Genomic DNA, 13,427 nt, shown 5'->3' with positions numbered 1-13,427 from the left:
ATTATGTGTATTCTATGGAGGTCTCGAGGCGATGTCGGTCGTCATCGGCCAGGCCGCGGCAACCGCTCCGACCTCGCCCCGGACCCGCTCCACTGCGACGGGTGAACGCCTTGCCGGTGCCCACCCGTTCAGCTAAACCGAAAGGGTGCGGCCCCAAAGGTCGAACCGAGAAGGAATCCACAAGCGAGTGTGAGATATGGCTGAAGAGAAAAAGATCGTGACCAAGAAGACCGCTCCCAAGCGGGCCGCGAGCACCGACAAGGCTGCGGCCAAGAAGACCGCGGCCAAGCCGGCAACCCCGCGCAAGAAACGCGCTAGCGCCGCGAGCACGACCAAGACGCCTGCCACCCGCGCGCGCACCACGACCAAGCCCAAGACCACCCCGCCGCCACCTGCTCGCCCGAGCGCGGTGCCGACGCCCCCACCAAGCTACACCCCGCCAACCCAGTTCCTCACCATCGATCCCGAGCACCGCCAGGCGATGATCCGCGAGGCGGCCTACTACAAGGCCGAACACCGTGGCTTCGCACCAGGGCACGAAGGCGAGGACTGGGCGGAGGCCGAACGCGAGATCGACGCCATGCTCGCCCACGCCCAGATCACCGGGCGCGGCTGAGCCATCACCGACGCGGTGCAGGGATGCACCGGGCGCCAGCTCGGATCGAGGCCGAACGGACTGCGGGCAGAGGCCGGTGGACCCACCGGTGCGACGAGCGCGACACGCCCGCCCGGCACCGGAGTCACCAAAACGCGAAGGAAGGGGGTTAGAGGCCGAGTTCCTCGAGCAGGTCGGTATCGACCAGCGCCGACTGCTGAGGAGCACCCTGAGCAGCCGCACCGCTGCTTTGTTTCTGCTCGGCGAGGATGCGGTCGGGATCGACCTCCTCGCGCTCGAACTCGTGGAGCTTGAGGAATTCGGTCTTGTCCATCGCCAACTCCATGTAGAAGACGTTGCGACGGGCGGTGGTGAAGGCGACGCGACGCGCCTGCGGGCGATCGAGGTTGGTGTCGATACTGACCATCACCTCCTTGTTGATGGTGAGCATCTTCGGCTGGTTCTGGTTGATCGAGACCTGCAGATCACGACCGACGTTACCGGTGAAGTCACCGACGATCTGGTTCATCAGCTCACCGAGCATGTTGGCCACCTCGTCGGAGGTGTGCACGGTGGCCAGTTCCGACTCGGAGATCCCCATGTTGGTCATGTAGGAGCGGTAGATCTCCATCGCCGCCTGCGACGAGAAGTTGATGATGACCAATCCCGAGAATCCACCGTCGAACAACACGAAACAGCCGATGTCCGGACGCAGACAGGTGCGGGTGATCTTCTGCACCATGGGTGAGTAGGCAATCTGGTTGCCCGTGGCGGTGGAGAGCACCTTCGTGACCGAACTGCACAACATCACCAGGACGTCGTCTGTCGAAATAGTCTTTGGTTTTGCCACCAGAATCGTCTCAAGCTGGGTGGGCGACCCCGGATCATCCGCACCGAGGTCTGAGGTGTGGTCTCCCCCAAGGTTGGGGCAGACCGGCTGGCTCGAAAGCCGGTGCGCGGCGCCGCACACCGAGCGGTCGCGCGTGGGGGGAACGGCTTCCATCCACCCGGCGCGTGATCCGTCATTGCTTGGAACTATAGTGGAGCGCGGCAAGGGCTCCAAGCCTGGCGGCGAACCCACACGGTCCTCGGCTGTCGGAATCAGGTGGAGCGTATGGCGCGAGCACTTGCGCCGCCGCCACCCTGGCACCAAGCTAGCGACCAGGGACACGGTGACTCGCAAGGGTCACACTCCCACTCCCCAAATCACTTGCAAAGGAAGACCCCAAATGTACCGCTATGCGTTGATCCCGACCGCACTCATCGCCGCGCTCGCCCTCGGGGCCTGCGGTACCACCACGACCTCGCGCACCGGCAGCGGTGCCGCACTCGGCGCCGCCACCGGGGCCGCCATCGGCTCGTTCGGCGGCGACGCCGGCAAGGGTGCCCTGATCGGCGCCGGCGCCGGCGCGCTCGGCGGCTATCTCTACGATCGCGATCAGAAATCACAGGGACGCTGACTCTGCCGTCGGCCGCCGACCTCTGCCCGGGTCACGTCGATCACTCCCGACACGGCGACAGGCAGGGGACCGGCGGCCGGTGGTTGGCAGCCGATCACCGGCCGGGTTGCGGCAACCCGGACATCGACCCGACGATTTCGATATTCTTAGAGGTCTATGGACCTCACCAATCAGATCATCCTTCTCGGCTCGGCCGTCCTGCTGGCCAGCGTGCTCGCTGGCGTCCTCTCCAACCGTATCGGCGCGCCACTGCTGCTGGTCTTCCTGCTCATCGGCATGCTCCTCGGCGAGGAGGGACCGGGCGGGATCGCCTTCGACGACGTGCAAACAGCCCACCTGTTCGGCAGCCTGGCGCTGGCCATCATCCTCTTCGACGGCGGGCTGGCGACCCCGATCAAGCACTTCCGGGTAGGACTGCGCCCAGCCCTGGTGCTAGCCACCCTGGGGGTGGCGATCACCGCGACCCTCACCGGACTGTTCGCCGCCTGGTGGCTGGAACTGAACTGGCTCGAGGGGCTGTTGCTGGGGGCCATCGTCGGCTCGACCGACGCTGCAGCGGTGTTCTCGTTGCTGCGCTCGCGCGGGCTCGAACTCAAGCAGCGTGTTGGCGCCACCCTGGAGATCGAGTCGGGTAGCAACGACCCGATGGCGGTCTTTCTCACCATCGCCCTGATCGAGCTGATCGTCGGTGGCGACGAACAGGGCTTCGGGCTGGTCATGCTCACCGAGTTCGCCCGCCAGATGGGGCTGGGGGCGCTGATCGGTCTGGCCGGCGGCTTCGCCCTCACCGCGCTGATCAACCGCCTGGCGATGTCACCCGGGCTACATCCGTTGGCGGTGATGGCCGGCGGGCTGACCCTGTTCGGCCTGACCGCGGTACTCGGCGGCAGCGGCTTCCTCGCCATCTATCTCGCCGGACTGGTGATCGGCAACCGCCCACTGGAATCGACCCAGAACATCAAGCGCTTCCACGACGGTGTCGCCCGGCTCGCGCAGATCGGCATGTTCCTGATGCTCGGTCTACTGGTCACGCCCTCGCACCTGTTGCCGGTCGCCGGCGACGCCCTACTGTTCGCGGCGGTGCTGATCCTCGTCGCCCGCCCGCTGGCGGTGTGGTTGTGCCTGCTGCCCTTCCGCTTCCCGTGGCGGGAACAGACCTTTATCGGTTGGGTGGGGCTGCGCGGCGCAGTGCCCATCATCCTCGCCCTGTTCCCGCTGCTCGCCGGGGTCGAACACGCCGACACCTACTTCAACATCGTCTTCTTCGTGGTGCTGGTGTCGCTGCTGGTCCAGGGGTGGACGGTAGCCAGCGCGGCCCGCACGCTGGGGTTGGAGGTGCCGCCCACCACGCATGTGGTGCAGCGCGTCGAACTCGACATCCCTGGCCAACAGGAGCTGGAGCTGGTCGGCTACCGCCTTGCCGCCGACGCCCCGGTACTACTCGAACGCCGCGCCCCGCACCTCCCCGCCGGGGTACGTCCGGTGGCGGTGGTACGCGAGCGCCAGCTGATCGAGGCCGATGGCCTGGCCGACCTCAAGGCCGGCGATTATCTCTATCTGATGGCCGAGGCCAGGGCCTTGCCCGGGCTCGATCATCTGTTTGTCGCCACCCCGGTGCCCGAGCGACTCACCGAACGGGCCTTCTTCGGTGACTTCGTACTCGATGGCGAGGCACAGCTCGGCGCGGTCTCGGCGGTCTATGGCATGGCCATCGACCCGGCCGATCGTGAACTCTCCCTCGATGCCCTGATCCGCCGCAGTCATGAGCATCCGGTGGTCGGTGACCGACTGGAGCTTGGCCAGATGGCACTGGTCGTTCGCGAGGTCGAGGGCGACCGCGTGACCAAGGTGGGTCTCAAGCTCGCGCGCACGGGTTGAACGGCAGATTGACGCCACACTTGCCGAGACTCAGCTCACGTAACATCAGATTGGTATTGATCGGCGACGAGCGGAGTCTTAGGTTAACGGGCTGACATCGGCCAGTCCCAACCGCCCCGGCCCTAGCCGATACGCCTGTCGATCAGGCCGGAGCGCCATCTCCTGTCCGGGGCGATCCCCAAACCGTTATGAAAGGAAGCGATCAGGAATTCGCTATGTTCGATGCCCCCTTCGACCGCGTCGAGGCCAGCGCCCCCTTTGCCGACAGCGACTGGTTCCACGCCTGTCGTCAGACCCAGACGCCCTATGTGGTGATCCGCTACAGCGAACAGCGGGCCGACGTGCTGTGGGACTTCGTCACCCTGCCCGAGTGCTGCGACGCAGTCATCCGCGCCCACCTCGATGAGCTGGAGCAGTCCGCACGCGCGATCTTCCTGCGCCACGCCGACGCCGAGTCGCACCTGCGCGTCAAGCCGACCCTGATCGGCCTCGACCGACTGCCGATCGAGCAGGCCGAGGCCGCCGCCGACGCGCTCTATGCCCTGGTCGCGACCTATCTGCCCGGTGCCCGCCGCCCCCCTCCGGCCTCCCTCCCCGAGACCTCCGCGCCCCCCGCCCCAGCAGTCCGGCAGCGCGAACGGCCACTCCCGGAAGCCGCCCACTAACACTACATATAGTGTCAAATAGAGATTATCTATCTCAACATATTGTGATAACGATTTGACAGAGGCATTCGTCTCAGGGATTCTGCGCGGCTTCCGAGAACCCTTGGCACGCCCCGCCGTGCCCCTGCAGACAACAGGAAGGCCCGCCATGCTCAACTGGGACGACCCGCTCGCCGCCGCCCGCAATGCCACTCCCCGAGAGGAGATCCCGCCCACGCCAGAGGTCGGGCAGCCCACGCGCGCGCGCCCCGGCAGCGGCCTGCTCGACAACGCCACCCTGATGTCGAGCGCCGGCGCCGCGCCGGTGGTCAGCCCCGAGCCCTTCGCCGCACACCACGCCCGCCAGCCCGAGCTGCCGATCGACGAGCGCCCCGCCGTCGCGCCTGCCGGTGCCGGCGCCACCGGGCTGGAATCGATCGATCGCGGCGCCGGACGCATCCGCGTCGACGACAAGCGCATCATCAACTGTCACGCCGATCTCAACCAGCTGGTGCCCTTCAAGTACGACTGGGCCTGGCAGAAATACCTCGACGCCTGCGCCAACCACTGGATGCCGCAGGAGATCAACATGAACGCCGACATCGCCCTGTGGAAGGACCCCAAGGGTCTGACCGAGGACGAGCGCACCATCATCAAGCGCAACCTCGGCTTCTTCTCCACCGCCGACTCGCTGGTGGCCAACAACCTGGTGCTCGCCGTCTATCGCCACATCACCAACCCCGAGTGCCGCCAGTACCTGCTGCGCCAGGCCTTCGAGGAGGCGCTGCACACCCACGCCTACCAGTACGTGGTCGAGAGTCTGGGGCTCGACGAGGGCGAGATCTTCAACATGTACCGCGAGCTGCCGGCGGTGGCGCGCAAGGCCGAGTGGGCGCTGCCCTACACCCGCCACCTCGCCGACCCGCACTTCGTCACCGGCACCACCACCAACGACCAGCAGCTGTTGCGCGAGCTGATCGCCTTCTACGTCATCTTCGAGGGCATCTTCTTCTACGTCGGCTTCGTCCAGGTGCTGAGCATGGGACGGCGCAACAAGATGACCGGCACCGCCGAGCAGTTCCAGTACATCCTCCGCGACGAGTCGATGCACATGAACTTCGGCATCGACGTGATCAACCAGATCAAGCTGGAGAACCCGCACCTCTGGACCCCGGAGTTCCGCGACGAGCTGGTCGCAATGATCCGCGAGGCCGTCGAGCTGGAGTCGCAGTACGCCCGCGACACCATGCCGCGCGGCGTGCTCGGGCTCAACGCGCCGATGTTCGAGGAATACCTGCGCTTCATCGCCAACCGCCGCTGCGCCCAGATCGGCCTGCCCGAGCAGTACCCCGGCGTCACCAACCCCTTCCCGTGGATGTCCGAGGTGCTCGACCTGAAGAAGGAGAAGAACTTCTTCGAGACCCGGGTCACCGAGTACCAGACCGGCGGCGCGCTGAGCTGGGACGACTGAGCGCGGCGCGGGCGCGATGCGGGCGCTCACCCTGGCCTGGATCGGCTACGCCCTGGCGATCCTCTACGCCAGCCTGATCCCCTTCGATTTGCAACCGCTCGCGCCCGCCGAGGCGCTCGCCCGGCTCGCCGACATCGGCTGGCTCACCCTCACCCCGGGACGGCGCGCCGACTGGATCGCCAACCTGCTCCTCTACCTGCCCTGGGCGGCGCTCGGCATGGCCGCCTCGGCGCCGCGCCTCGGCACGACGCGCGCCGCGCTCCTCGTCGCCCTCGCCGCCACCCTGCTGGCGCTCGGCATCGAGGCGCTGCAGGTCTACTTCCCGCCGCGCACCGTCTCGCTCAACGACCCCGTCGCCGAGTTGCTCGGCACCGCCCTCGGGGTCCTGCTGTGGACGCTCGTCGGACATCGGCTGGCACGGCTCGGCGCGCGGCTGCGCCACCCCGGCGCGGGCGCCGTCGACGCCGCGCTCGGCCTCTTCCTGCTCGCCTATCTCGGCTTCGTCCTGTTCCCCTTCGATCTGGTGCTGGGCGTCGACGAGATCCTCGACAAGGCCGCCGCCGGACGGCTCGGCTGGCTGTGGGCGCCGGTCTCCGACCAGGGCGCGGTCTGGGCCCTGGCCCGCAGCCTCGCCGAGATCCTCACCGCGCTGCCGCTCGGCATCCTCCTCGCCCGTCACCGGCGTGGCCCCGGCACCCACGCCGCCGCCGTGGTGCTCGGGCTCGCCCTCGGGCTGGCGATCGAACTGGTTCAGGTGCTGCTCGTCTCCGGCGTCTCCCAGGGCGTCTCGGTGCTCACCCGCGCCCTCGGGGCCGGACTCGGCGCCGGGCTCGTCATCACCCTGCGCGGTCTCGCCCCCGCCACCCGCGCCGCGCTCCCGCGTCATGCCCGCTGGGCCTCGCTCGCCCTGCTCGGCCCCTACCTGCTGCTGCTCGTCGAACTCCAGCTCGGCGGTCTCCCGACCCCCGACCGTTGGCGCAACCCCGAGACCATCCTCACCGACCTCCAGCAACTCCGCTTCCTGCCCTTCTACTACCACTACTACAGCAGCGAGAGCGGCGCCCTGGTCAGCCTGGTGCTCAACCTCGGGCTCTATGGGATGGCCGGGGTGTTGCTGGTGCCGTGGACCTCGGATCGATGGGGAGCGTACACTTGGGGTGGCTGGGTTGCGGTAATCGTCGGGGGCGGGTTGGCGTTCGCGGTCGAGGGGCTGCGGTTGGTGATGGGGTTGGGGGTCGATCCGACGAATGTTTGGGTTGGGGGTGGTGGGGCGTGGATTGGATGGGGGGTGGTTCGGGCTCGATGGGTGCGGGACGGGCGGGGCTGATCGACAGGGCTATCGCATCAAGCGCCCTAATACTCGATTACGCTAATATTCAATATAATTCAAAGCGATAGGGCGGGGCGGCACTCGTTGCTCAAGACGAGGTTTCGCCGAGAGCTCACTTCTTGGCGCCATGATCAAGACGAAGCCTCGCTCCAGGGCTATCGCATCAAGCACCTCTAATATTCGATTACGCTAATATTGCATATAATTCAAAGCGATAGGGGGTTCTGCACTCGTTGCTTAAGACGAGGTTTCGCCGAGGGCTCGCTTCTTGGCGCCATGATCAAGACGAAGCCTCGCTCCAGTTGCGGATCTTGTCTTGCACAGTCCGAGATCTTTCGTGGGAATAAGGACGGAGTTTCGATGCACGATGGCGACAATAGACTGATATCAAAAGATATTGGCATCTTATAATATTAGAGATCCTTGATGCGATAGCCCTGAGCCTCGCTCCAGTTGTGGATCTGGTCTTGCACAGCCCGAGATCTTTGAACTAAGGCGGTGAACTAATGGACACCGTGACACCCATTTATCAAGAAGAAAATTTAGACCCGAAATCGGTATTTTACGAACTAGTGCAGCTATTCACCGAAGCCAAATCGCATTGCTAGGTGATCATGGTCACGCACAATGCTAACCTGGTAATAAATACTGACGCGGACCAAATCATCATTGCCGAAGCCGGCCCGCATCCTCACAATGCGCTCCCGCCGACCACCTATGTTTCCGGGCGATTGAAGAATGCGAGATTAGAAAAATGGTGTGCGATATTCTCGAAGGCGGCGCAGAGGCTTTTCAGGAGCGTGCCAGACGTTTGCGTGTGAGGCTCGACCGATGATCGTTGCGGATAATGAGACTGCGGTCGATCTTCTGTACTATGAAGCGATCGCCAAGACGGTAGTCCGTCTGGTCGGCGAGAAGTCGGATGAACCCCTGAGCGTAGGCGTCCACGGTGATTGGGGCGCCGGCAAGTCCAGTGTCCTCATGATAGTCGAGGAGGCCTTTTCTGAAAACGACCGCGTGCTCTGTGTGCGGTTCAACGGCTGGCTGTTCCAGGGCTTCGAGGACGCAAAGGCGGTCCTGATCGAAACGATCGTCGAGGAACTACTCCGCAAGCGGCCCATGTCTCAGAAAGTTGCTGAGCAGGCCAAGAAGGTCTTGAAGCGGGTCGACTGGATGAAGCTCGCGCGCAAGGCGGGAGCGTATGGCTTGACGCTGGCCACCGGGATACCCCATCCCGACACGATTAAGGATCTTGGTGAAGCCGCACGAACTCTCCTCGGGAAGGGCGCCGAGGACGTATCGCCGGAGAATCTGGCCGCGCTCGTCAAGGGTTCCGACGAGTACTTGCGCGAAGTCGCTGAAGACAGCGCGCCGGAACAGATGCACGCTTTCCGGGAGGAGTTCGCCAAACTCTTACAGGACGCCGAGATCGATCGCCTGGTGGTCCTTGTCGACGACCTCGACCGCTGTCTCCCGAAAATTGCGATCGAGACGCTGGAGGCGATCAGGTTGTTTCTGTTCGTACCACGAGCGGCCTTCGTCATCGGGGCGGATGAGGGGATGATCGAATACGCTGTGCGGCAACATTTCCCGGACCTGCCCGTGGCTACCGGTCCGGCCTCCTATGCTCGCAACTACTTGGAGAAGCTGATCCAGGTCCCGTTCCGTCTGCCCTCGCTCGGATATGCCGAGACGCGGATCTATGTAACGCTGCTCTTGGTGCTGAACGCCTTCGGTGAGGAATCCGACGAGTTCCAGAAATTGACCGCACTGGCGCGCGAGGTATTGCGCCGCCCGTGGAAAGGCCCTGGCCTCGACCGGAAGGCGGTCGAGCAGGCCTTAGGCGGCGTGCCGGTCGAGGTAGAGCGAGCGATGGAGTTGGCCGGGCGGATCGCTCCGATCCTGGCGGACGGCGCGCGGGGTAATCCGAGGCAGATAAAGCGCTTCATCAACACGATGATGCTTCGTCTGGCTATCGCGGAGGAACGCGGCTTCCGCGATGAACTGAACATCTCGGTACTCGCCAAGATCATGCTCGCAGAACGCTTCGCCCCCGAGCTTTACGACGCTATGGCGCGCGGTTCTGCGAACACCGGGGCGTCGGAGGAACTCGCGGCGCTCGAAGCCGTGGTCGCGGCCCCTCACTCCGACCTGGAGACGAAGTCGGCGGACGGGAAAGCGACTGGTCCGTCCACGGAGACTTCGTTGCCCGATTGGCCAAACATCGAATGGGCGAAGCAGTGGGCGGCCATTGATCCGCCGCTCGCCGAAAACGATCTCAGACCATACGTCTTCGTAACCCGAGACAGGCGAAGCGTTTTTGGCGCGGTCACATCCCTGGGCGAACTGGACGAACTCGTCGCCAAGCTTCAGGGCTCGCCGCTACAGGTGAAGCAGGCTGCGGCGGAAGTTGCTCGGCTTCAGTCGATTGAAGCGGAACAGGTCTTCGATGCGCTGCGCGCCAAAGTGCGAGATGCAGAAGACTTAGCCCAGGAGCCCGCGGGCGTGAAGGGGCTGGCCGAGATGGCGCGTCAGCATCCCTTCCTTCAGAGGCCGTTGCTCTCTTTCGTGCAGGATCTTCCGGTCTCCAAACTCGGCCCTTGGGCGGTCAGCGGCTGGGCGTCAGTCTTCAGCGAAGCCGACGTAGCTTCGGACTTTGCGACGACGCTCAAGGGATGGGCCGATCAGGACGATAACAAGCCGCTAAACGCTGCAGCGAGCGCGGCGATGAAACTCTCCAGCAAGCGGAGGCGTAGCTGATGGGGACGTCCGGAACATTCGGCGGCTCCAAAAACGGGCTGGTTCCGAGTTGGGTCGACGAGCCCGCGTCGCCGCCCGCGGCCGCACCCGACAATGCCGAGCCGGAATCCACAGATGGCGACGGGAACGGCGGACCGGATCAAAACGGCGAGGCACCGGCCGGGCCGACACCGGCTCAGGCATACCCACCGATACCTGCCGTTCCAGAGCGTTCGGCTCTCGGTGGCGCTCGCGGGAACATGACGAGGGGTGCGCGAACATCCGATGAGCGAGCCCTGCGGCGTGGCGCGAGCCGATATGTAGGTGCGAGCGGTGGCGGACGCGCTGCGGCGAGCCGTATGCCGAACTCCCGCGCCGTGGCAGGCGGCGTGGCCGGCCTCGCGAGGAACTTCGTCAATCAGGGTCCGGCAGAGGCGCTGAGGCGGTTCAATCTTGAGGGCATGGCGGGGGCTCCCGCCGAGGACGTGTTCGTCGCTTTGACGGATATGCTGTGTCCTGCGGGCGGCACCATTGACGAAGCGATCGCGAGGGACGCGATGCTTGAGACGGTCGCCGACCTGGCCGCCGCGGGTGTCAGGAACTTCGATGAGCTCTCCGCAGACGATTTGCGCGAGTTCTTCATCGGTGTGGTGAGCCGCTCGATCGAAGGCAAAATTCTCAATGAGGTAGGGACTAATGCCATCGCGGCGCCTTCGGATATCGGCGGGGTCGAACGCGCACAAGCCATGTTGCATGACTTCGTCGAAGGTTGTGTGCGCGATGAGTTCGATGTGCTCGGAACCGATCTGAGCGACCTGGATGCGGCGGCTATCGATAGCTTCGTCGACGATCTCTACAGCGCAGCACTCGATCTGGTCGAGGCCTTGGGAGACGACGGATGAGAAGGTTCAGTCTGATCGGTCGGCTCGGTCCCGACGACAAGGGCAAGATCAACCTGGTCCAGTCCGACTCCGACGTATTCGAGATCGATTTCCTGGATGGTGACCTGCGCATGGGCTTCGGCATCGGTCACGCGTTGGACCAGCTCGCCTCCCTCGGGCTGCAACCTTCGGAGAGGGGCATTGACCTTGTCGTCCTCGCGGCGCTCGTCAACGCTGGAGACACGAGAGTTTCCCGAAAGTTGAACGCACAAGATGGCTGGACCCGCGAGATCGATCTCTACATCCCGGTGTCCACCTCTTCGGCCTGGACGGCGAGCACGAGATCGATTGAGTCGATGTTGCGCTTTCTCTCCGGAGACCGGTGGCGTGTCTTCTTCCGCGACCGGACGAAGAGGACCAGAACCCTCGCTGTCGCACCGAAACGCTTGGCGATTGACGGGCTAACAAAGGTCAGCCTCCTGTCCGGTGGTTTGGACAGTCTCATCGGCGCAGTCGATCTTCTGAGCGGCAGTGAACGCCCGCTGTTCGTCAGTCACTACTGGGACAGCGAGACTGCCAAAGCCCAAGCCTATATCCTCGACCGGTTGGAAAACCGGTTCGGGAAAGAGGCCTTCAAGAGCCTCCGGGTGCGGCTGGGGTTCGACAAGCACAATCTCACCACCGGGGAGACGGAGAACACCCAGCGGGGACGGTCCTTCCTCTTCTACTCACTGGCGACGCTGGCAGCATCGGCGATAGATGGACGGACCACGGTCGACATACCGGAGAACGGCCTCATCGCGCTCAACGTACCCCTTGACCCGTTGCGATTTGGGGCCCTGAGCACGCGGACGGCGCATCCGCACTTCATCGCAAGCATGCAGAGGTTAATCGATGCTCTCACCCTTGATGTCGAACTGAACAATCCATACAGGCACATGACGAAGGGCGAGATGGTTACGAACTGCGCCGACAAATCTTTTCTTGAGAAGATCGTGGCTAACTCTATGTCTTGCTCGTCGCCGGCGAAGGCGCGTTACAAGAAGCTCTCCCCTCGGCACTGCGGGTACTGCGTGCCGTGCCTGATCCGTAGAGCTTCGCTCGAAGTCGGTCTCGATGGAGACGATGAGACGCTCTACATGGTTGAGGATCTAAAGGGACATATCTTGGCGTCCGACCAGCCCGAAGGGGAGCACGTCCGGTCCTTCCATCTGATGGCCAGGCGGATCAGGGCGCAGCCGGATCTCGCGAAGATACTGGTCCACAAGCCCGGTCCGCTCCATGACAAGCCGGATGAGATACCGGATTATGCCGACGTATTTCGACGTGGCGTCCTTGAAGTCGCCGAGCTCCTGAAAGGTGTTCGGGCGCGGCCGGGCGGGTGACTATGCGGCCTGACTACGTTGATTTCCATACGCATCTCGACCTCTATCCCGACCTCGCGCGAGCGATTGCGACCTGTGATCGCAAGCGCGTAGCGACCTTGGCGGTCACGACGACCCCGAAGGCTTTTGAAAGGAATGTCGAACTGTCTGCGAACAGCGACTTCGTAAGGGTTGGACTCGGCCTGCATCCGCAGCTCGTCGCTGATCGGCATCTTGAGATCGACCTGTTCGAGAAGCTCTTGCCACGGACACGTTACGTCGGGGAGATCGGGCTTGATCGCGGACCCGCTCATTATCGATCTTTCGAGATGCAACAGTCGGTCTTCGGCAGAATTCTCCGAGCCTGCTCTGAACAAGGCGATAAGATCCTGAGTCTACACAGCGTCAGGGCGACAAAGCCGGTCCTGGACATGCTCGATGAGCATCTTCCCCCAGATCGTGCGAGCGTCGTCTTGCATTGGTTCACTGGCAGCAAGGCTGATGTGCGCAGGGCTGTTGATCGCGGCTGCTATTTCTCCGTTAACGAGGACATGCTCGCTTCTGCGGCCGGATTGCGCGTGATGCGCGAAATACCAATCGACCGTGTTCTGACCGAGACGGACGGACCCTTCTTCTCTCGCGGTAACGAGCCGATCGAACCCGGCGAAGTTGGCCGCGCGGTCGAAATGGTCGCCTCTTCGGTGGGGTCGTCGGTCGAGAATTCCCGCTCGCAGATTCTATCAAATCTCAAGAGGCTCCTGCAGGGCGACTAGGCGACGGGCGACGTCTTTTATGGCAATGGTGATCCGCAATCACAATCAAAGAGGCACCCCAACGCCCAGATAAGGGACACCCATTTATTGCATTTATTGTTGACGCTCCCAAGGCCCTCTCCTACGCTTCTCTCAACACCCCCTGCGGAGATGCCCCATGACTCGTCCCCGCGCTTCGCTCGTCTCCCTCTCCGATACGCTCTGGTATCACGTCGTCACGCGGTGCGAGATAAAGGGACACCCATTTATCGTTGACGCTCCCAAGGCCCTCTCCTACGCTTCTCCCAACACC

Annotated in this window: 11 protein-coding genes and 1 pseudogene; 11 read left to right on the top strand and 1 reads right to left on the bottom strand. The window is 63.8% G+C overall.

Annotation, left to right across the window (positions count from 1 at the left end):
• Positions 1-217 precede the first annotated feature (217 nt).
• Positions 218-616, top strand: a complete 399-nt coding sequence (locus HF203_RS16305) for a DUF2934 domain-containing protein (RefSeq protein WP_210424756.1) — start codon at positions 218-220, stop codon at positions 614-616.
• A 148-nt stretch (positions 617-764) separates the two neighbouring features.
• Here the strand turns inward: HF203_RS16305 and HF203_RS11885 are convergent, their stop codons facing one another.
• Entirely contained in the window at positions 765-1,445 is a 681-nt protein-coding gene (locus tag HF203_RS11885) for a DUF3334 family protein (protein WP_168669977.1), read from the bottom strand.
• Between the two features lie 379 nt (positions 1,446-1,824).
• Between HF203_RS11885 and HF203_RS11880 the strand changes: the two genes are divergently transcribed.
• The 10 genes and pseudogenes from HF203_RS11880 to HF203_RS16295 all read left to right on the top strand — a co-directional run.
• Positions 1,825-2,055, top strand: coding sequence for a glycine zipper domain-containing protein (locus HF203_RS11880; protein WP_168669975.1), 231 nt, complete (start codon positions 1,825-1,827; stop codon positions 2,053-2,055).
• A gap of 156 nt (positions 2,056-2,211) precedes the next feature.
• Entirely contained in the window at positions 2,212-3,933 is a 1,722-nt protein-coding gene (locus HF203_RS11875) for a potassium/proton antiporter (protein ID WP_168669973.1), read from the top strand.
• A 215-nt stretch (positions 3,934-4,148) separates the two neighbouring features.
• Positions 4,149-4,598, top strand: coding sequence for a hypothetical protein (locus tag HF203_RS11870; protein WP_210424755.1), 450 nt, complete (start codon positions 4,149-4,151; stop codon positions 4,596-4,598).
• 148 nt (positions 4,599-4,746) lie between these two features.
• Positions 4,747-6,048, top strand: coding sequence for a ribonucleotide-diphosphate reductase subunit beta (locus HF203_RS11865; RefSeq protein WP_168669971.1), 1,302 nt, complete (start codon positions 4,747-4,749; stop codon positions 6,046-6,048).
• Positions 6,049-6,064: 16 nt separating this feature from the next.
• Positions 6,065-7,375 carry a VanZ family protein gene (locus tag HF203_RS11860; protein ID WP_168669969.1) on the top strand — a complete coding sequence of 437 codons (1,311 nt, stop codon included), beginning with the start codon at positions 6,065-6,067 and terminating at the stop codon, positions 7,373-7,375.
• A gap of 834 nt (positions 7,376-8,209) precedes the next feature.
• Positions 8,210-10,138 (top strand): Qat anti-phage system ATPase QatA, encoded by a 1,929-nt coding sequence (qatA, locus tag HF203_RS11850; protein WP_168669968.1) that lies wholly within the window; start codon positions 8,210-8,212, stop codon positions 10,136-10,138.
• Positions 10,138-11,019: a Qat anti-phage system associated protein QatB gene (gene qatB / locus HF203_RS16300; protein ID WP_343043914.1), complete on the top strand. Its 882-nt coding sequence runs from the start codon at positions 10,138-10,140 to the stop codon at positions 11,017-11,019. The genes qatA and qatB overlap by 1 nt, the downstream gene beginning before the upstream one ends.
• Positions 11,016-12,383 (top strand): Qat anti-phage system QueC-like protein QatC, encoded by a 1,368-nt coding sequence (gene qatC / locus HF203_RS11840; RefSeq protein WP_168669964.1) that lies wholly within the window; start codon positions 11,016-11,018, stop codon positions 12,381-12,383. Before qatB ends, qatC begins: the two co-directional genes overlap by 4 nt.
• Before the next feature lie 2 nt (positions 12,384-12,385).
• Complete coding sequence (gene qatD, locus HF203_RS11835; RefSeq protein ID WP_168669962.1) at positions 12,386-13,135, top strand: Qat anti-phage system TatD family nuclease QatD; 750 nt, start codon at positions 12,386-12,388, stop codon at positions 13,133-13,135.
• Positions 13,136-13,292: 157 nt separating this feature from the next.
• Positions 13,293-13,361 (top strand): annotated as a pseudogene (locus HF203_RS16295) (transposase); the annotation flags it as partial.
• Between the last annotated feature and the right edge of the window lie 66 nt (positions 13,362-13,427).

This window comes from Marichromatium bheemlicum (assembly GCF_012276755.1).
Taxonomy (GTDB): domain Bacteria; phylum Pseudomonadota; class Gammaproteobacteria; order Chromatiales; family Chromatiaceae; genus Marichromatium; species Marichromatium bheemlicum.
Note: the sequence above shows the minus strand (reverse complement) of the source record. Positions and strands in the feature narration are given on the sequence as shown.